The sequence below is a fragment of the Actinoplanes subtropicus genome (assembly GCF_000721705.1).
Lineage (GTDB): Bacteria > Actinomycetota > Actinomycetes > Mycobacteriales > Micromonosporaceae > Actinoplanes > Actinoplanes subtropicus.
In genome coordinates, this window is the sequence record NZ_JOJL01000024.1 from 52,317 (window position 1) to 71,302 (window position 18,986).

16 protein-coding genes are annotated in these 18,986 nt (G+C 69.9%); 9 read left to right on the forward strand and 7 right to left on the reverse strand.

All coding sequences use genetic code 11. From position 1 onward, the window contains the following. Window positions 1-10: 10 nt before the first annotated feature. The 3 genes from IH26_RS0131340 to IH26_RS0131350 form a co-directional block, all read right to left on the reverse strand. A complete protein-coding gene (locus tag IH26_RS0131340; RefSeq protein WP_030439861.1) occupies window positions 11-2,044 on the reverse strand; it encodes a cellulose binding domain-containing protein in 2,034 nt (677 codons plus the stop codon). A gap of 141 nt (window positions 2,045-2,185) precedes the next feature. Then, the gene (locus IH26_RS0131345) at window positions 2,186-2,647 is read right to left on the reverse strand and encodes a hypothetical protein (protein ID WP_157437481.1); all 462 of its coding nucleotides are present in this window, start codon (window positions 2,645-2,647) and stop codon (window positions 2,186-2,188) included. Window positions 2,648-2,828: 181 nt separating this feature from the next. Then, window positions 2,829-3,683, reverse strand: a complete 855-nt coding sequence (locus tag IH26_RS0131350; protein ID WP_030439863.1) for a S1 family peptidase — start codon at window positions 3,681-3,683, stop codon at window positions 2,829-2,831. 179 nt (window positions 3,684-3,862) lie between these two features. Here IH26_RS0131350 and IH26_RS0131355 point away from each other — a divergent pair, with 179 nt between their 5' ends. The 5 genes from IH26_RS0131355 to IH26_RS0131375 are packed head-to-tail and all read left to right on the forward strand — an operon-like array spanning window position 3,863 to window position 11,568. Next, entirely contained in the window at window positions 3,863-5,167 is a 1,305-nt protein-coding gene (locus IH26_RS0131355) for a hypothetical protein (protein WP_245665693.1), read from the forward strand. A 17-nt stretch (window positions 5,168-5,184) separates the two neighbouring features. Further along, a complete protein-coding gene (locus tag IH26_RS54215) occupies window positions 5,185-6,336 on the forward strand; it encodes a sensor histidine kinase (protein ID WP_051808817.1) in 1,152 nt (383 codons plus the stop codon). Further along, a complete protein-coding gene (locus IH26_RS0131365; RefSeq protein WP_030439866.1) occupies window positions 6,333-6,758 on the forward strand; it encodes a response regulator in 426 nt (141 codons plus the stop codon). The genes IH26_RS54215 and IH26_RS0131365 overlap by 4 nt, the downstream gene beginning before the upstream one ends. Before the next feature lie 5 nt (window positions 6,759-6,763). Continuing rightward, window positions 6,764-8,644, forward strand: coding sequence for a hybrid sensor histidine kinase/response regulator (locus tag IH26_RS0131370; RefSeq protein ID WP_030439867.1), 1,881 nt, complete (start codon window positions 6,764-6,766; stop codon window positions 8,642-8,644). 32 nt (window positions 8,645-8,676) lie between these two features. Further along, complete coding sequence (locus IH26_RS0131375; protein WP_051808850.1) at window positions 8,677-11,568, forward strand: beta-galactosidase; 2,892 nt, start codon at window positions 8,677-8,679, stop codon at window positions 11,566-11,568. Here the strand turns inward: IH26_RS0131375 and IH26_RS0131380 are convergent. The 3 genes from IH26_RS0131380 to IH26_RS0131390 all read right to left on the reverse strand — a co-directional run bounded on the left by IH26_RS0131380 (window position 11,565) and on the right by IH26_RS0131390 (window position 14,920). Beyond that, window positions 11,565-13,364: an L-lactate permease gene (locus IH26_RS0131380; RefSeq protein ID WP_245665695.1), complete on the reverse strand. Its 1,800-nt coding sequence runs from the start codon at window positions 13,362-13,364 to the stop codon at window positions 11,565-11,567. The genes IH26_RS0131375 and IH26_RS0131380 overlap by 4 nt on opposite strands. A 126-nt stretch (window positions 13,365-13,490) precedes the next feature. Beyond that, window positions 13,491-13,775 carry a hypothetical protein gene (locus tag IH26_RS0131385; RefSeq protein ID WP_030439870.1) on the reverse strand — a complete coding sequence of 95 codons (285 nt, stop codon included), beginning with the start codon at window positions 13,773-13,775 and terminating at the stop codon, window positions 13,491-13,493. Further along, a complete protein-coding gene (locus tag IH26_RS0131390) occupies window positions 13,775-14,920 on the reverse strand; it encodes a WXG100 family type VII secretion target (protein WP_051808820.1) in 1,146 nt (381 codons plus the stop codon). The genes IH26_RS0131385 and IH26_RS0131390 overlap by 1 nt, the downstream gene beginning before the upstream one ends. A gap of 122 nt (window positions 14,921-15,042) precedes the next feature. Between IH26_RS0131390 and IH26_RS0131395 the strand changes: the two genes are divergently transcribed. Genes IH26_RS0131395 through IH26_RS0131410 form a run of 4 tightly spaced genes read left to right on the forward strand, consistent with a single transcriptional unit; the run spans window position 15,043 to window position 18,423 of the window. Beyond that, window positions 15,043-16,113 carry an ABC transporter substrate-binding protein gene (locus IH26_RS0131395; RefSeq protein ID WP_034216350.1) on the forward strand — a complete coding sequence of 357 codons (1,071 nt, stop codon included), beginning with the start codon at window positions 15,043-15,045 and terminating at the stop codon, window positions 16,111-16,113. A 2-nt stretch (window positions 16,114-16,115) separates the two neighbouring features. Continuing rightward, entirely contained in the window at window positions 16,116-16,895 is a 780-nt protein-coding gene (locus IH26_RS0131400) for an ABC transporter ATP-binding protein (protein ID WP_245665696.1), read from the forward strand. Next, window positions 16,892-17,632, forward strand: a complete 741-nt coding sequence (locus IH26_RS0131405) for an ABC transporter permease (RefSeq protein ID WP_030439874.1) — start codon at window positions 16,892-16,894, stop codon at window positions 17,630-17,632. The genes IH26_RS0131400 and IH26_RS0131405 overlap by 4 nt, the downstream gene beginning before the upstream one ends. Then, window positions 17,629-18,423 (forward strand): ABC transporter permease, encoded by a 795-nt coding sequence (locus IH26_RS0131410; protein WP_034216377.1) that lies wholly within the window; start codon window positions 17,629-17,631, stop codon window positions 18,421-18,423. Before IH26_RS0131405 ends, IH26_RS0131410 begins: the two co-directional genes overlap by 4 nt. Window positions 18,424-18,428: 5 nt before the next feature. Here IH26_RS0131410 and IH26_RS0131415 read toward each other — a convergent pair whose 3' ends face one another. Then, entirely contained in the window at window positions 18,429-18,983 is a 555-nt protein-coding gene (locus IH26_RS0131415; RefSeq protein WP_030439876.1) for an isochorismatase family protein, read from the reverse strand. Window positions 18,984-18,986: the final 3 nt, after the last annotated feature.

Here is an 18,986-nt window from a genome sequence, read left to right on the forward strand (position 1 = left end):
GAAGGTAATGTCAGGATGACGTGGAGCAGAGCGTTCCGTTGAGGGTGAACGCCGCCGGCAAAACGTTCGGCCCGGAGTAGGCGCCGACGAAGCCGACCGAGGTGCTGCCGCCGTTCGCGGCGAGCGTCCCGTCGCTGGTCACCCGCACGTCGGTGCCGTTCTGCGTCCAGGTCGCGTTCCACCCGCTGCTCACGCTCTGCCACGTGGTCGGCCAGGTGAAGTTGAGCGTCCAGCCGTTCAGCGGCGCGGCGCCGGTGTTGGTGATGTCGACCTGCCCGACGTAGCCGCTGGCCCAGTCGTTGACGTCGGCGAACTTCACCGTACAGGTGCTGGTGGCGGGCGCGCCGGTGGTGAAGGTGAGCGGCGGCGACGACCAGGAGAGGTGGCCGGCCGCGTCCCGGGCGAGCACGTTGACCGTGTAGCGCTTTCCGGGCTGCAGGTTACCCACCGTGAACGAGGTGCCGGTGGTCTCGCCGAGTTGCTCGCTGATCGCGCCGTTCGCCCGGTAGATCTCGTACTTCGCGGCGCGGCTGACGGCCGGCCAGGCGATCGTCGCGCTCCGGTCGGTCACCGCCGAGGCGGTCGGGGTGCCCGGTGCGGCCGGTGCCGCCGCGTTGCTCGCGCTCGGGTGCAAGGTCAAGAGCGTGATCGAGTACGGCGGAAGCGTGCTCGCGCTGCCCGCGTGCGCGGCCGTGTCGCCGTTGCCGTAGGTCAGCACCGTGGGCGCCGCGGCCGAGGGCGTGTAGCCCCGGTAGTCCAGGGCGACGTCGTGCGCCGCGTCCGGGTCCTTGTTGATCAGCAGAACCCCGAGGTCGCCGTTCGGCCGGCGCGCCGCGTGGACGGTGACCAGCGGGTTGTCGGCCGAGGCCTGGACCATCTGGTCGCCCGGATGCAGGAAGGAGGACATCATCTTGAGCGCGTGGTACGGGGCGAACGGCGTGTTCAGCGGCGGCTCGCAGACCGTGTCGTCGCTCGTGCACGTCCCGCTGGAGAGCAGCCCGAAGTCGTTGTAGTCCTGCTGCCCGGCCACGGTCGAGGGCGTGCCGATCCCGTTGTGCACGTTCCACCACTGCACGGTGAAGACGCCGTTGGCGATCAGGCTGCTGTACGCGTCGGCCAGGAAGATCGCGCCCGGCTGGGTGTTCTGCCCGACCCCGACGTTCGTCTCGGTGAGACTGATCCCGAGCCGGCTCGCGTTCGCGCCGCCGTACTTGTTGATCTGAGTGCGCAGCAGGTACATCGCGTCGTCCACGTACTGCGTCTTGCCGATCGCCTCGGCCGCGCTGCCCCCGCCCGGGTACCAGTGCACGTCGACGAAGTCGATGTGCGGGCCGGCGGCCTGCAGCACCACCTGGTTCCAGGTACCCGCGTCGCCCGAGCCGACCAGCGCGTCGGGCCAGTTCGCCGGCATGGTGAGCACCGCGCCCACCTTGATCGTCGGGTCGACCGCCTTCATCGCGTCGGCGTAGGCGATGACCTCGGCCGCGTACTGGGCCGGGCTCTTGTCGGCGTGGTCGTCGGCCTCCCAGGAGGAGCCGTAGTGGCCGTTGCCGTAGTTCTCGTTGCCGATCGTCCAGTACTTCGCGCCGTACCCCTTGGTGACGTTCGCGTACCGGACCCAGCCGGCGGCCTCGTCCGGCGAGCCGGTGCCGTAGTTCGCGATGATCATCGGCTCGGCGCCCGTCCGGCGCGCCGAGGCCATGAACGTGTCGAAGTCGGTGTTCGGGGCCACGTAGCCGCCGGGGGCGGTGTGCGTCTCCCAGTGGTAGATGTCGCCGTACGACCCGCCGGGGTAGCGGATCATCTGGACGCCGGCCGAGCCGAGCAGGTCGGCGACCGCGTCGGTGCCGAGCGTGCTGTCCCAGATGGCGTCGTTGGCGCCGAGCGCGGTGGCCGGGACGGTGGCCAGACCGGCGCGGGCGTTGACGGTGACGGTGACGGGGGTCGTGGCGGCGTAGGCGCCCGAGGCCGGCGGCGCGGCCAGGGCGGTGGCGGCGAGCAGGGCGGAGCCCAGCGCGACGCGACGGGGGATTTTGGATCGCATGGCTCTCCAGGGGACGGAATTGGGCTATGGGAGCGCTCCCAATTTTGCGTCCAGCAACGAAGTGTGTCAATGCGAATTGCCTTTGTTAATGCGCGGCGGGGCCGCCCCCGGAAAGGAGACGGCCCCGCGTGGTGCGATAGATCAGTGCTTGCTCCAGCCGCCCGGGTGGTGCGGGAAGCCGGGGCCGTCGTGGTCGTGACCCGGGAAGCCGGGGCCGTCGTGGTCGTGACCCGGGAAGCCGGGGCCGTCGTGGTCGTGACCCGGGAAGCCGGGGCCACCGTGGTCGTGACCCCAGCGGTCCCAGCTCACCCGCAGCGCCCAGTCCCCACGGTGGAAGCCGAACGGCACGCGGAAGCAGTTGTAGTCGTCCCAGCTGTTCCGCCACTCGCCGCTGCGCCCGACCCGGTTGCAGATGAACGGGTTGCTGTAGTACCCGATGATCCGCGACCGGTCGTGGCCCCAGTCCTTGGTGGCCTGGGTCGTGGTCTTGCTGGGGCTCGGAGCCGGCGAGGCCGAGGCGGCCGACGCCGGGCCCGCGCTGAAAGTCGCTCCCGCGACGATCGCCATTCCGGTCATGACCAGCATACGAGTTGCTTTATTCATCGATTCACCTCTTCGTGTCCGGATATTGCCGATGTGAAGATCATAGGAAAAATGCGGCATTTGTCCGGTCGAAAACGCAAACACGATTAGGTGAAATGAGTGGGTGACATTTCGATTTACGGAAATGTAGTCCGGCGACAAAATGCCGCCGGACCTGCGGTGATTCGTCCGTTCGGACGGGTCAGGCTGCCGGTTTGGTCAGAAGACAGCCCGAGATGGTCAGATCGATCGTACGAGCCGAGTTCAGACATGTGGTGAACCAGTACGTCTCTTCGCCGTAGCTCTGTCCCTGGTACGCGTGGGTGGTCCCGTTCGCGTCCACCTCGCACGGGTTGTCCAGCGTGCACATCTCGCCGTCGTCGTTGCCGGTGTTGTTGATCCCGACGATCTGGCCGGAGGACGAGTCCACGATCGGCGAGCCCGAGGTGCCGTGGATCGTGTCGCAGTTCGCGTCGTACCGGATCGAGTCGTGCCAGGTCCACTGGTCCTCGCGGAGCGTGCTCACGAACTTGTCGATCTTGCAGTTCCAGATCTCTTTCCAGTAGCCCGACGGGATGTCGATGCTCGCCCCGGCGGCCGGGTGGGAGGCCGAGATGGTCAGCGCGGTGGCGCCGTAACGGCTGCTCAGCGTGGCGTAGGTGGAGGTCAGGCGGTACAGGGTGACGTCGGTGCCGGTCATCGTCGCGTACAGGACGCGGTCGGCGCGGACCGTGCCCAGCGATCGGCCGCCGGCGTTCAGCAGCGTGCCCGACCGGCTGCTGGACCGGTTCTGCAGCACCTGGCCGGCGCTGAGGAAGCCGCCCTCGTAGCAGTGCCCGTTGGTGAGCATCATGGCCCGGTCGCTGCTGACCGAGCTGGGGTAGCGCACGAGCGACGCCGAGCAGTTGCTCAGCGCGATGGTCGAAGCGAGTGTGGTGGCCGCCAGCCTGGGTATTCCTTGAGCTGGTGCGGCCTCGGCCGGGGCCGAGCCGGCGATGACGCCGGTGGCGGCCGCGAGCGCGGCGGCGCCGAGGGCGAGTGCCCGACGGAGACGCATGGGGGATCCCTTCTGCTGGGTGGCGGCAGGGGATCGCCCCGCCGCCGTGTGGGGTGGCCGGGCGTGCCGGGTCGGCGACACGCGTACACCGGTGCCCGTACCCTCGCATCGGTTTTCATCGATGTCAACGCTTAAGAATCCCGACCACCCGGTCGATAAGGGGGTAGGGGTGATTCGACTTGGATCTGCGGCAGGTGGGTGACTGGCTCGACGACGAGCTGCCCCGGCTGAACCGGGCGATCCTCTCCGGTGACGCCCCGCCCGGCACGCTCGCCGACCAGGCCCGCGACGTTCTTCCGCACCTCCCGGTGGTGGACCGGCTGACCACCGAGCAGGCGCGGCGGTTCGTGGTCCGGCTGGGCTTCGTCGGCGCCTCGGTGGCCCGCCACTATCAGGAGTGGAATCCGGGCGGCAAGGCCACGCCCGAGCGGGCCTTCGACGGCCTGTCCGCCGACGGGCGGCCGTTCCGCGACTATTTCGCGGCGCTGGCCGACCGCACCGGGCTCGGGCACTACAGCCGGGACAGTTACGCCTCGCTGGTGCGCTGGAACGTGGGCACGGTCGAGGTACGCCGCCGCGACGAGCTGATGTCCGTGCTGCCCGGCGTGTTCGACGACGGCCGGATCCGCAGCTACACCGGCACCCCCGGGGAGGAGCGCTTCTTCCTGCTGATCAAGCAGAGCGAGGCGATCGAGCTCGCGGTCAACGACGTGCTCGACCCGCTCGGCCGGGCCGGGAACGGCCTGCTCACCGAGGCGGCGATCGAGCGGGTACGGATCGCCACCGACCTGATCGACGCGATGCGCCGGCTGTTCCTCGCCTTCGCGTCGCTGCCCCCGGAGCAGACCATGCCGGCCGACCACTTCCTCGACGTGTTCCGGCAGTTCGCCGTGCACTGGACCCGCGACGACATCCCGCCCAGCGGCGCGCTCGACCCCGAGGCGCTCAAGCGTGACTTCCTGCTCGGCGTCGGCCTGCCCGGCTATGACCGGCACGTACGCCGGCTGTTCCCGGCCCTGCTGCGCCACGAGCGCGCCGCGCTGGAGGAGCTGATGACCCAGCCGACGCTGCCCGAACGGCTGCTCGCTGGCCTCGGCCGGGACGCCGCCGAACTGCGCGCGGACGCGGCCGGCGGCGGCGCCGAGCTGCGTCGGCTGATCGGGCAGCACCCGGCCCTCATCGACTGGTACCGGCTGCTGAACGCGCACGCCCGGGCGGCCGGCGCGCACCTGATGCTGAGCAAGAAGTTCCTGTTCAAGCCACAGCGGAGGCGCGACGAGGCCGGACAGGGCGACCAGCCGCTGGTGTCCAACCGGCGGGGCACCACCGGGATGAACGAGCTGTTCCTGGAGAGGCTGACCCGGGCCCGGCAGGAGCACGTGCTGGCGCCGCTGCGCGGGGTCCTCTCCGGCGAAACAGCCGAAAAGGTACCCGATGCGGAGGTACCGTCGGCCGCACTGGTCTCTGTCTCACTGATCGGGTGACGGGAGAGGAGTCGCGGGTGAGCACCGGCACCCGGCCGCCCGTTCGGGTCGGCCACGAGCAGCTGATGGCGCTGATCGACCACACCTCGGCGGTCATCTACATGCGCGACGTCGACGGCCACTACCTGCTGGTCAACCGCGAGTACGAGCGGCTGTTCGACCTGCACCGGGAGGACATCGTCGGGCTCACCGACCACGACCTGTTCGACGGGCCGATCGCCGACGAGTTCCGGGCCAACGACCTGGCGGCCATCGCCCGGGGCATCCCGCTGCAGGTCGAGGAGCAGGCGCCCGGCGAGGACGGCATGCACACGTACGTGACGGTGAAGTTCCCGCTGCACGACGAGGCCGGCCACGCGTACGCGATCTGCGGCATCTCCACCGACATCACCGCGCGCAAGCGGGCCGAGGAGGAGGTGCGCCGGCTCAACGACGAGCTGGAGCTGCGGGTCCGGCAGCGCACCGCCGAGCTGGAGGCGTCGACCCGGGAGCTGGACGCGTTCGCCTACTCGGTCTCGCACGACCTGCGCGCCCCGCTGCGCTCGCTGGAGGGCTTCAGCCAGGTGCTGCTCGAGGACTACGCCGGCGACCTGGCCGAGGAGGCGCAGGGCTACCTGCGGCGGATCCAGGCGAACACCGGCCGGATGGCGCAGATGATCGACGACCTGCTGCACCTGTCCCGGGCGACGCGCTCGCAGCTGCGGCGGGACCGGTTCGACCTGAGCGCGCTGGCCCGGGAGGTGGTCGCCGAGATCGCCGATCCCGAAAGATCGGTTACCTGGAACATTTCGGACAATATGGCGGCGCAGGGCGATCCGCATCTGGTGCGGCTCGTGCTGCAGAACCTGCTGGGGAACGCCTGGAAGTTCACCGCGCACACCCCGGAGCCGGTGATCACGGTGAGCGTGCACCCGCAGTCCGGGGTCGATGTCTTCGAGGTGCGCGACAACGGTGCCGGTTTCGATATGAAATATGCGGACAAGATGTTCGATCCGTTCCAGCGGCTGCACTCGGCCGGCGAGTTCGAGGGCACCGGGATCGGGCTGGCCATCGTGCACCGCGTGATCACCCGGCACGGCGGCCGGATCGTCGCCGAGGGAACGGTCGGCGAGGGCGCGGCGTTCCGGTTCAGCCTCACCCCGGCCCCGGCGGATTGGGAGCTGAGATGACCGAGCGGCCGATCCTGCTGGTCGAGGACAACCCGGACGACGCGCTGCTGACCGTCCGGGCCTTCACCAAGAACCGGATCCGCAACGAGATCGTCGTCGCCACCGACGGCGAGCAGGCACTCCTGCGCTTGCTGCCGGCCGAGGGCGAGGCGCTGCGGCCGGCGCTGATCCTGCTGGACATCAAGCTGCCCAAGATCGACGGACTGGAGGTGCTGCGCCGGATCCGCGACGACGAGCGCACCCGGAACCTGCCGGTGGTCGTGCTCACCACCTCCAACGAGGAGCGCGACGTCGTGACCAGCTACACGCTCGGGGCCAACAGCTTCGTCCGCAAGCCGGTGGTGTTCGAGGAGTTCGTCGCCGCGGTCAACGCCCTCGGCGTGTACTGGCTCATCGTCAACGAACCAGCCCCATTGGGGTGACTGCGATGCATCTGCTGATCATCGATGACAGCGATGACGATGCCGTGCTCATCGTGCGGCAGCTGATCAAGGCTGGCCTGCAGGTCAGCCACGTCCGGGCCGACACGCCGAGCGGCGTCGCCGAGGAACTCGCCCGCCGCGCGCCGGACATGGTCATCTGCGACTACAACATGCCGGTGTTCCGTGCCGAGGAGGCCCTCGACCAGGTCCGCGAGCACGACGCCGACATCCCGTTCGTGCTGGTCAGCGGCCAGGTCGGCGAGGAGGCCGCGGCCGCGATGATGCGGGCCGGGGTGCGCGACTTCGTGCTCAAGGACCGGCTCGCCCGGCTCGCCCCGGCCGTGCAGCGGGAACTGCACGAGGCGGCCGAGCGGCGGCAGCGGCGCCGGGCCGAGGCCGCGCTGCGGGAGAGCGAGGAACGGTTCCGGCTGATCGCCGAGCACGCCCAGGACGTCATCTTCCGCTACCGGCTGGCACCCGACCCGGCGATGGAGTACCTGAGCCCGGCGATCGAGGAGATCACCGGACGCCGGCCGGACGAGTTCTACGCCGACCCCGAGCTGATCTTCCGGACCGTCGACACCGAGGACCGGGCCACGCTCGAGGCGTCCTGGCGCTCCCACGAGCCCGGCACCTTGATCATTCATGTCCGCCACCAGGCCGGCCGGGCCACCTGGGTGGAGCAGCGGGCCAGCTCGATCTGCGACGACGCCGGCCGGGTGGTGGCGGTCGAGGGCATCCTGCGCGACATCACCGAGCGCACCCGGCTCGAGCAGCAGCTGCGCCAGGCCGAACGGCTCGACTCGCTGGGCCGGCTGGCCGGCGGCATCGCGCACGACTTCAACAACATCCTGGCGATCATCTCCGGGTACGCCGACATCCTCGGCGAGGAGCTCGCCGAGCACCCGTGCCGGCCCGACGTGCAGGCCATCGAGCAGGCGGCGGCGCGCGGCAGCGGGCTCACCCGGCAACTGCTGATCTTCAGCCGGCTCGAACCGTCCCGCCCCGAGACGCTCGACCTCAACACGGTCGCCGCGGACATGCAGCGGCTGCTCGCCCGTACGCTCGGCGAGGACATCGAGCTGACCACGATGCTCGCCCCCGACCTGCCGCCGATCACGATGGACCGCAGCAAGCTCGAACAGGTCCTGATGAACGCGGTGATGAACTCGCGGGCCGCGATGCCCTCCGGCGGCCGGCTGGCGATCGCGACCGGGGTCGAGCCGGGCGGCGACTTCGTCGGGCTGAGCATCACCGACACCGGCGTGGGGATGGCGCCCGAGGTGGCGGCCCGCGCGTTCGAGCCGTTCTTCACGACCAAGGGGCGGGGCAAGGGAACCGGGCTCGGGCTGGCGACGGCGTACGGGGTGGTCACCGACGTGGGCGGGACGATCACGCTGGAGTCGCAGCCCGGGCAGGGCACGACGGTCCGGGTACGGCTGCCGGTCAGCAGCGAGGCGCCGGCCGTGCCGGTCGCGGCCGGGTCGCGCGTCTCCTCCGACGGCGCCGGGCGGCGCATCCTCGTGGTCGAGGACGAGGACGGCGTACGGGACATCGTCTGCCGGATCCTCACCAAGGCCGGCTTCGAGGTGCACGCGGCCGGCGACCCGCAGGAGGCGCTCAAGCTGGTGCTGGACCGGGATCTCCAGGTGGACGCGCTGCTCAGCGACGTCATCATGCCCGGCATGTCGGGCACCCAGCTGGCGGTCGAGCTGCGCCGCAGCCGGCCGGACCTGCCGGTGCTGTTCATGTCCGGCTACACGAGCGGGCCGGCGCCGGGCGGGCAGGAGCTGCCGCCCGACGCGCCGCTGCTGCACAAGCCGTTCCAGAACGACCAGCTCCTGCAGGCGATGAGTCAGCTGCTCGACCGCTCGCGGGACGCTTGACGGGAGTTGCTCTCGCGCATCAGCATGTGTCGATGCGCTTGAACAGGGTAAGGGCTTTCCTAGGGGCTTGCGCCCTCGGGCTCGGCCTCGCCGCGGTCGTGCCCGCCGGGCCGGCCGCCGCGGCCGCACCGCGGCACACCATCGCCTTCGACCAGTACTCGATGATCATCGACGGGCAGCGGACCTACGTCTGGTCCGGCGAGATGCACCCGTTCCGCCTCCCCAGCCCCGCCCTGTGGCGCGACGTCCTGCAGAAGATGAAGGCGATCGGCTTCAACACCGTCTCCGTCTACTTCGACTGGGGCTACCACTCCCCGGCGCAAGGCGTCTACGACTTCACCGGCGTACGCGACATGGACCAGCTCCTCGACATCGCCGACGAGGTCGGGCTCTACGTGATCGCCCGGCCCGGCCCGTACATCAACGCCGAGACCGACGGCGGCGGCTTCCCGGGATGGCTCACCACGCAGGCCGGCCGGGCCCGCAGCGACGCAGCCGACTACCTGGCCGCCACCGACGAGTGGCAGTCGGCGATCGACGCGATCATCGCCCGGCACCAGCTCAGCAACGGCACCGGCTCGGTGATCCTCTACCAGATCGAGAACGAGCTCGCCGCGACCGGCACCGCGCAGCGCAACTATCTCCAGCACCTGCGCGACAAGGCTCGCGCGGACGGCATCCAGGTCCCGATCTTCCACAACGACCGGGGCCGCAACGGCTACTGGGTGCCCGCCTCGTCGACCGTGCCCGGCACCGTACCCGGCCCGGTCGACCTGTACGCCTTCGACGGCTACCCGGGCGGCAGCTGCCACACCGACGGCAGCGTCGGCTCGCCCAGCAACGCGCCCGACTGGGGCATCCAGGGCGCCGGCGGGGCGAAGGGCGGCGCCTCCGCGTCCAACACCACGCCCGGCTTCGCGGCCGAGTTCGGCGGCGGCTGGTTCGACTACTGGGGGAGCGTCGGGACCTACCCGTGCACCGCGGTCCGCGAGGGCCCCGGCTACGAGCGGGTCTTCTACGGCACCAACATCGCCAACCGGCTGACCATCCAGAACATCTACATGGTCTCCGGCGGCACCTCCTGGGGCTGGCTGCCGGCGCCGGTGGTGTACAGCTCGTACGACTACGGCGCGGCGATCGACGAGGGGCGGCAGCTGCGGCCCAAGGCGCAGACGCTGAAGACGCTCGGCTACTTCGTGCAGAGCGTGGCGCCGCTGACCAAGGTGGACAAGGGCGCCGACGTGGCGGCCTCGTCGCCGGCCGTACGGATCGAGCACACGGTCAACGCCGACACCGGCACCAACTTCTACCTGGCCGTGCACAACCCGTCGAGCGCGACCACCGACGACAGCTTCACCTTCCCGATCACGACCGCGGACGGGTCGTACACCGTGCCGCTGCGGCTCACCGGGCAGGACGCCAAGACCCTGGTCGCCGACTACGACCTGGAGGGCAACCACCTCGTCTACTCCACCTCGGAGATCGAGACGCACCTGCCCGGGGTGGCGCTGCTGCACGGGCGGGACGGCGAGGCGGGCGAGACGGTGCTGCGCTACCCGGCCGAGCCGGCGGTCCGCTTCCTCGCCGGGTCGGGGGAGTCCGCGTACGACCCGGCGACCGGGGACCTTCGGCTCACCTACACCCATCATGGGCTGATCAAAATCCAGATCACCGCTCCGGACGGCCCGGCGCTGACCCTGCTGATCGCCGACGAGGACACCGCGGCCCAGTTCTGGCGGGTCGACGACCTGCTGGTCCGGGGGCCGGAGCTGGTGCGGACCGCGAAGGTGCGCGGCGGGCGGCTGGCGCTCACCGGGGACACCAAGGCGGCCGCACCGCTGGAGATCTGGGGCGCGCCGGCCGTGCACCGGGTCACCTGGAACGACCGGCCGGTGGCGGTCCGGCCGGCGGTCGGGGGCTCGCTGGTCGCCGTACGGGATCTGGCCGGGGCGCGGCAGATCACCCTGCCGGAGCTGACCACCTGGCGGTATGCGGCCGAGTCGCCGGAGGCGACGCCCGGGTTCGACGACAGCGGCTGGCGCACGGCCGACCAGACCGTCACCAACAGCACCACCAAGCCGCCCGCCGGGCAGGTCGTGCTCACCGCCGACGACTACGGCTTCCACCACGGGGACGTCTGGTATCGCGGGCACTTCGACGGCGCCGCGCCGACCACCGCGAGCGTGACCTGGGGAGGCGGCGGCGCCGGCCTGATGCAGGCCTGGCTGGACGGCACCTACCTGGGGCAGAAGGTCCTGCCGAACGCCGTCGCCACGCCACCGACCCGCGCCACCGACACCTTCGCGATCCCGCCCGAGCTGCAGGTGACCGGCTCGCACGTGCTCTCGATCATGGTGCGGAACAACGGGCACAACGAGGACGGCGGGGTCAACGACGCGCACAAGGAGGGGCGCGGGGTGATCGGGGCGACCTTCGACGGGGTCGTACCGTCCTCGGTGACCTGGCGGATTCAGGGCGCGGCCGGGGTGGACCCGGTTCGTGGCCCGCTCAACAACGGTGGCCTCTACGGCGAGCGGAACGGGTGGTCACTGCCCGGCTTCAAGGATCGCTCCTGGTCGACCCGCTCGCTTCCCGACAACTCCGCTATTTCCGGCACGGCGTGGTATCGGACGACCTTCGGGCTGAAGATCCCGGCGGACATCGACGCGTCGCTCGGGCTGACCATCGGCGACCCGGCCGTGCCGCACAACGCCAGGCACTACCGTGTATTGATCTTCGTGAACGGCTGGAACATGGGCCAGTACATCGCCGACGTCGGCCCGCAACACACCTTCGCGCTGCCCACCGGCGTGCTCAACCCGCGCGGCCGCAACACCATCGCCCTCGCGGTGACCAGCGACGGCGGCGAGGCGAACGCGCTGGAGACGGTCCACCTCACCACGCTGGGGGTGGCCCGCCGCTAAGGGATCATCCAGCTCAGCACCGGGGTGCCCTGCAGCGTGACCAGCACGCACATGGCGGCCAGGAGGACGGCGCTCCACCCGATCACGCGGCGGAAGATGTCGCCCTCCCGGCCGGCCATCCCCACCGCGGCCGCGGCGATCGCCAGGTTCTGCGGGCTGATCATCTTGCCGAGCACGCCGCCCGACGAGTTCGCGGCGGCGAGCAGCAGCGGATCGAGCCCGGCCTTCGTCGCGGTCTGCACCTGCAGGGCCCCGAACAGCGCGTTGGACGAGGTGTCCGACCCGGTCACGGCCACCCCGATCCAGCCGAGGATCGACGACAGGAAGACGAAGAAGCCGCCCGCCTGCGCCAGGAACCCGCCGAGCGTGTTGGTCTGCCCGGACTGGTTCATGACGTAGGCGAGCGCCAGCACGGCCATCACCGTCACGATCGCGTGCCGCAGCGACCAGTAGGTCTCGCGGTACGCCTTGATCGCCCGCCCCGGCCGCACCCGCAACACGATCGCGGTCAGAATCCCGGCAATGATCATCAGGGTGCCGGCCGCGGGCAGCCACCCGAACGTGAAGGTGGTCGACGAGACCGGCTTGCCGGTGGCGCCCAGCACGTGCAGCCCCGGCCAGGCGAAGACGACGGTCCACGGCTCCTTCGCCAGGGCGGTCTTGATCGGCCCAAGATTCACGATCGAGAACAACAAGATCACGATCAAATACGGGGCGTAGGCGCGGAGGATCTCCGCGGGCCGGTCGCGCTGGTCGAGCATTCCACCACTTCGGCCGTACGTATCGAAGCCCTCCCCAACCGCAGGCTGTTCCGCCTCACCCCCACCCAACATTCCCGATTTATCCCCATTTTGCGGCGCGGTGTCGTCAGTGCCTCCGGCACCCTTACGCCCATTCCCCTCGACGGTCCGCCCGTCTCCGGTCGCCACCGTGCCGACCGTCGCCGCCGCCGGCTCGTGCAGCGGCGGCACCTCGCTCGGCCGCCAGACCCGCAGCAGCAACACCACGGCCGCCGCCGACGCGAGTGACGCGACGATGTCGGTCAGCGGCACCGAGATGTAGTTGGACGCGGTGAACTGCGCCCCCGCGAACACCACCCCCGCCACCGCCGCCGCCGGCCAGGTCTGCCGCATCCCCCGCCGCCCGTCGATGACCGCCACCAGCACCAGCGGCACGATCAACGCCAGCACCGGCGTCTGCCGCCCGACCATCGCCCCGATCGTCTCGGTGTTCAGCCGCGGATCCTCCGCCGCCCCCGACGCGACCGTCCCCAACGTCACGATCGGCGTGGCCAGCGCCCCGAACGCGACCGGCGCCGTATTGGCGATCAGCGCCACCGCCGCCGCCCGCACCGGCGGAAACCCGAGCGCCATCAACATCACCACGGTGACCGCCACCGGCGTCCCGAACCCGGCCAGCGCCTCGAGCAACGCCCCGAAACAGAACGCCACGATGATCGCCTGAATCCGCATGTCCGGACTGACCCGAGCCATCGACCGCCGCAGCACGTCGAAGTGCCCGCTCACCACCGTCAGGTTGTAGACCCAGATCGCATTGAGCACGATCCACAGAATCGGGAAGAAACCGAACGCCGCCCCCTCGGTCGCCGACAGCAGCGCCTGCCCCACCGGCATCGAGTACCCGATGATCGCCACCGCCAGGCTGACCACCAGCGAGATGACGCCGGCGAGCCACGCCCGCATGCGCAACACCCCGAGCAGCACGAACAACGTAAGAAGCGGCAACACCGCAAAAATGGCCGACAACGCCAGCGACCCACCCACCGGGTCAGTCACGATCCTGAACTGCTCAGCAAGCACAACAGCCACCCACTCAGCCACGCCTCAATCGATCACCTTCCATGAACCTAGCCCGCCCCCGGCACCACCGCACCCGCTGCGGCGATCGCACCGCCACAGAGCTCAGTAGACCAGCCGGAAGTTCGGAATCCTGGGCAGTCTCTCCTCGCGCGGGAGATGGATGTCCCGCGCGACCGCACCGTCGGGAATCGGGGCCTGCGAGATGCCGATTCCCAGCAGGCAGGTGTCGCACCAGAACGAGGCGTAGCCCACCGCGCGGTCGAGGTCACCGGTGAAGACCAGCCTCAACGTGTGATGCCCGCAGTTGGGGCAAGCGAGGTCGGCATCCCGCGGAATCGCCTCGTAGGCCTCCTCGTAGACGTCGAGCCATTCGTCAAAGGTCGCCATCACTTCGTCCTCGGCTCCGGCCGGATCGGCTGCCTGTCCCACCATTCGTTCTCGTAGGCGTAGGCCCGAGTCTCCCACTCTTCCCGTTCGTTTTCGTCGTACGGGAACGGCGCTCCGGCCGCGAGTTCGTCGTGGTGCAGCTTCTCGTGGACGAGGGTCCGGGCCAGGAGTTCCTCGCTCTGGAATCCCGGCGAGAACAGGACGATGCGCCCGTCCGGGAGAGTGTTCCCGCAGACGCCGCGCAGTCTGGTGGAGCCCAGCGTGATGGTCAGGCCGGAGATGTCGATGCCATATTTTTGGGCGATCGCCCGCACCGACTCGAGGCGGAAGAACTGCGGTTTGCCGGCGCCGCGTCCCTTGGCTCGTTCGAGGGCCACCTCCGCGGGCCGGTTCTGGAGGCGGCGGAGCAGGGCTTTGATCGCGTCGAGGGACTCGCGGAGGCGGTCGCCCAGGGCGCCCAGTCGCCGCAGGCTGGTCAGTAGGTCGCGGACCCAGTGGGAGATGCGCTGCGACCAGATTGAGCACAGGACTGCCGCCTGGTTGGCTACCACCGCTGTTGCGGCGCCGAGGCTGGCCAGTTCCTCGATCGCGTAGTCGATCAGGTGGGCGACCACGGTGGCGATGGCGTCGCGGACCATTTGGCGTACGCCGGCGATCAGGGAGGCGGCGGCGTCGGCCATCACGGCCATCGTGTCGGCGGCCTGGGCCAGGGCCGTGATGGTGTGCTGCTGGTTGGTGGACCAGGCGCGGTAGGCGTCGCCGGCCTCGCCCTCCCAGTCGGTGGTGTCCCAGCGGACCGCGCGGATCAGGGTGTCGGTGTTGTCGCGCAGGGCGGCGGCGATGTTGCGCCAGGTCTGCGTCTGGGCGGCGATCGCGTCCGGGTCGCCGGCCAGCCAGTCGAGCGCCTGGGCGAGCGGGCGCACGTGCTCCATCAGCCAGGCGACGCCGTACTGCAGCAGCGAGCCGAACGGGTCGGCCACGAATGAGAGCACGTCCATGCTCGCCGACGCGCCGGCCACCGAGAACTCCACCCAGCTGCGGTCCTGGACGGCGCTCCGGATCGACTCCACGTCCTCGGCCAGCCAGACACCCGCCCACGGGCTGACCGGGGAGTCCACGGTCGGTGCCACCAGCGGGTTGGTCATGCTCCCCAAACGACGCCGAAGCGTGTTGGGTTCAGCTCGCGGGAAGCCGCCATAAGCTGGCCATACAGCCGAAACACCGGGTGGTTAGCGTCGTGCCCTCTCCAGGGAAAGTGAGTCCACGCGTGACCCCCTACATAGATCGACGTTCCTTGCTTCGTGGCGGCGCCGCCCTCGGGCTGTTCGGGGCGACCTCCGCCGTGCTTGCCGCGTGCGGCGGCGGTGATGACAAACCGGCCACGTCGGCCAGCACGAGCAAGAGTTTCGGCGCGCTCAGCTATCAGCTCTCCTGGGTCAAGAACGTGGAGTTCGCCGGGGCCTATATCGCGGACACCAAGGGCTACTACACCGCCGCCGGGTTCGGCAGCGTCAACCTCATGGCGGGCGGCCCGAACGTCAGCCAGGACGCCGTGGTCGCCTCGGGCAAGGCGCTGCTGGGCATCTCGTCGCCGGACATCACCGCGGCCGCCGTTCTCAAGGGCGCCGATCTGGTCATCGTGGGTGCGCAGTACCAGAAGAACCCGTTCTGCATCATGAGCCTGGCGAGCGCGCCGATCAGCACGCCGCAGGAGATGATCGGCAAGAAGATCGGCGTGCAGGCGGTGAACGAGCCGGTGTGGAACGCGTTCCTCAAGGCCAACAGCATCGATCCGGCCAAGGTCACCAAGGTTCCGGCCCAGTTCGACCCGTCGCCGCTGGTATCGAAGGAGGTGGACGGCTGGTTCTCGTTCTTCACCAACGAGCCGAACCTGCTCAAGACCAAGGGCGTCGACACCACGATCATGCTGCTGAACGATCACGGCTATCCGATGGTCTCCGAGACGTACGCGGTGAAGAGGAGCACACTGACCGGCGACCGGGACAAGCTCAAGGCCGCCCTGATCGGCGACATCAAGGGCTGGACCGACTCGATCGCCGACCCGAAGCTCGGTGCCGGCCTCGCCGTCACCAAGTACGGCAAGGACCTCGGCCTGGACGAGGCGGAGCAGACGCTCGAGTCGACCGCGCAGAACACCGTGGTCTCGACCGCCGACACCAAGGCGAACGGGTTGTTCACGATCACCGATGAACTGATCGACGAGACGATCAAGACGCTGGCGCTGGGCGGCACGACGATCACCAAGGACAAGCTGTTCGACCTGTCCGTTCTCAAAGAGGTCTACGCCGAGAACCCGACCCTCAAGGGGGTGGCCTGACCGTGCCGGACCGGGGGATCGTCCTGAGCCGGGTGACCAAGCAGTTCACGATCCGCCGGTCCACCGTCACCGCGCTCGAACGGGTCGACCTGGACACCCCGGCCGGCGCGTTCGTCGCACTGCTCGGCCCGTCCGGCTGCGGCAAGTCGACGATCCTGCGCATCCTCGCCGATCTCGACAAGCCGACGAGCGGCGAAGCGTACATCCACGGCGAGGCGCCCGAGGTCACCCGTCGCAACCACCACCTCGGCATCGCCTTCCAGGACGCGGCGCTGTTGCCCTGGCGCTCGGTGACCGCCAACATCCGCCTCCCGTTGGAGGTCGGCGGGATCGAGGTGGACGACGCCGCGATCACCGAGCTGATCCGCCTGGTCGGCCTCGAGGGCTTCGAGCAGGCCCGCCCGGCGCAGCTGTCCGGCGGCATGCGGCAGCGGGTGGCGATCGCTCGTGCGCTCGTGGTGGAGCCACGCATCCTGCTGCTCGACGAGCCGTTCGGCGCCCTCGACGAGATGACCCGGCAACGGCTCAACCTGGAGCTGCAGCGGATCTGGACCGAGCGCTCCACCACGACGCTGCTGGTCACCCACTCGATCGCGGAGGCGGTGTTCCTCGCCGACACGGTCGCGGTGATGAGCGCGCGCCCGGGCCGGATCGTCGCCCGGGTGGAGATCGACCTGCCGCGTCCGCGTACGCCAGAGATGATGCGTACGGCTCGTTTCCACGAGCTCGAGGACGAGCTGAGCGCGCTCCTGTTCAGCAGCGAGCGGGAGACGGTCGGGTGAGGCGCGGCGCGATCGGCATCCTCGCCCTGCTCGTGCTCTGGGAGGTCCTGGGCCGTACGGTCTTCGCCGGTACCCGTGCCGTTCCGCCACCCACCGCGATCGTCCAGCAGCTGACCCGGGACGGCTTCGCGTTCTACTGGCCGAATGTGCGCACAACGCTGCGCGAGGCCGGCGAGGGCTGGCTGTGGGGCAACGCCATTGCGGTCGTGCTGGCCCTCGTGCTGATCCAGTTCCCGCTGATCGAGCGGGCCGGCATGCGGCTCGCCCTGGTCAGCTACTGCCTGCCGGTGATCGCGATCGGCCCGGTGCTGGCCGTGCTGTTCAGCGGCGACGCGTCCAAGGTGATCCTGGCTGCGATCTCGGTCATCTTCACCACCCTGGTCGGCGCGCTGGTCGGCCTGCGCAGCGCCGACCGCACCAGCCTCGACCTGGTCCGCGCGTACGGCGGCGGCAGGTGGACCCAACTGTGGCGGGTCCGTCTGCGGTTCAGCCTGCCCAGCCTCTTCGCCGGCCTGCGCATCGCCGCGCCGGCCGCGATGCTCGGCGCCATCATCGGCGAGTACCTCGGCGCCGAGTCCGGCCTGGGAGTGGCGATGATCAATTCGCAGCAGAGCCTGGCCGTCGAGCGCACCTGGGGAATCGCCCTGGTCGCCACGGCCCTCTCCGGCGCGGCGTACGGCCTGACCGCGCTGGTCGGGCGCGTGCTCACCCCGTGGGCCCCGCGAGCGTCCCGATGAGGGCGGCGTGGCGCCTGGCCAAAGGGATCGGTGGCGCGCTGCTCTCGGTGGCGGTGATCTGCGGCGTGTGGCAGTTGCTGGTCAAGGGCTTCCACCTGGATCCGTTCCTGACCCGCGGGCCGCTGGACGTGTGGCGTTACCTGACCGACCCCACGCACGGCGCCGAGCGCACGGTGCTCTGGCAGGCGAGCCGCACGACGGCCGTCGACGCCACGATCGGTCTGCTGGGCGGCACAGTGGCGGCGCTGGTCACGGCCGTGTCCTTCGCCCTCTGGCGCGGTGTCGAGCAGACCCTGCTGCCGATCGCCATGGCCCTGCGCGCCGTCCCGCTGGTGGCGATGACCCCGCTGATCGCCCTGATCTTCGGCCGCGGCCTGCTGGCGGTGACCGTCATCGCCGGCATCGTCACCTTCTTCCCTGTGCTGGTCAACGTCTCGCTGGCGCTCCGTGCCGTCCCACGCTCCTCGATGGACCTGATGCGCGCCTACGGTTCCTCGCCCTACTCCACCCTGCGCCGGGTGCAGCTGCCCGGTGCGTTTCCGGCTCTGTTCGCCGCGATGCGCGTCGCCGCGCCGTTGGCACTGGTCGGCGCGCTGCTGGCCGAGTGGCTGGCCACCGGCAAGGGCCTCGGCTACCTGATGCTCGCCTCGGTGACCACCTTCGAGCTGGACCGCATGTGGGCCGGCGTGACCATCGTGACCGTGGCGTCGATCCTGCTCTACACCCTGATCAGCTTCGTGGAGCAGCTCACCCTGGCCCGCTTTGCCCCCGAACAGACCCGCGCTCTTTGACCGCTTCAGGGTTTGAAGTCGATGTCGGCGGCGGTGACGAGACCGGCGGTGCGGCCGGGTGCGGTCGTGAACTCCCAATACATGTTGGTGTGGGCGATCACCTCGGCGGGGGCGGGCGCGCCGTACGGCCGGAGGTCTTCGGTGGTGTGCGCGTCGGAGACGAGGGTCGTGTCGTAGCCGCGGGTCAGCGCACCGTGCAGCGTGGCCCGGATGCAGGCGTCGGACTGGGCGCCCGACACATACAGATGCCCGACCTGCCGTGCGGCCAGCACCGCCTCGAGGTCGGTCGCCTCGAACGAATCACCATACGTCTTGCGAACCACCGGCTCGTCGACGGAGCGGCGGAGCTCGGGCACGATCTGCCAGCCCTCGCTGTCGATGGTCATGTGGTCGTCGCTGTGCTGCACCCAGACGACGTCGACCTCGGCGGCGCGGGCCTTGTCGATCACTTCGGCGATGGTGGCGACGATCCGGTCGCGGTCGTGCGCCTGGCCGACGACCGAATTCTGCACATCGATGACCAGCAGGGCGGACTTGGTGCGGCCTTCGAGAGTTGTCATGGC

Coding starts and splice junctions, on each gene's coding strand:
- IH26_RS0131370 (WP_030439867.1), top strand. CDS start 6,764: ATGCATCTGCTGATCATCGATGACAGCGATGACGATGCCGTGCTCATC.
- IH26_RS0131390 (WP_051808820.1), bottom strand. CDS start 14,920: ATGACCAACCCGCTGGTGGCACCGACCGTGGACTCCCCGGTCAGCCCG.
- IH26_RS0131415 (WP_030439876.1), bottom strand. CDS start 18,983: ATGACAACTCTCGAAGGCCGCACCAAGTCCGCCCTGCTGGTCATCGAT.
- IH26_RS0131365 (WP_030439866.1), top strand. CDS start 6,333: ATGACCGAGCGGCCGATCCTGCTGGTCGAGGACAACCCGGACGACGCG.
- IH26_RS0131410 (WP_034216377.1), top strand. CDS start 17,629: ATGAGGGCGGCGTGGCGCCTGGCCAAAGGGATCGGTGGCGCGCTGCTC.
- IH26_RS0131385 (WP_030439870.1), bottom strand. CDS start 13,775: ATGGCGACCTTTGACGAATGGCTCGACGTCTACGAGGAGGCCTACGAG.
- IH26_RS0131345 (WP_157437481.1), bottom strand. CDS start 2,647: ATGAATAAAGCAACTCGTATGCTGGTCATGACCGGAATGGCGATCGTC.
- IH26_RS0131350 (WP_030439863.1), bottom strand. CDS start 3,683: ATGCGTCTCCGTCGGGCACTCGCCCTCGGCGCCGCCGCGCTCGCGGCC.
- IH26_RS0131340 (WP_030439861.1), bottom strand. CDS start 2,044: ATGCGATCCAAAATCCCCCGTCGCGTCGCGCTGGGCTCCGCCCTGCTC.
- IH26_RS0131375 (WP_051808850.1), top strand. CDS start 8,677: ATGCGCTTGAACAGGGTAAGGGCTTTCCTAGGGGCTTGCGCCCTCGGG.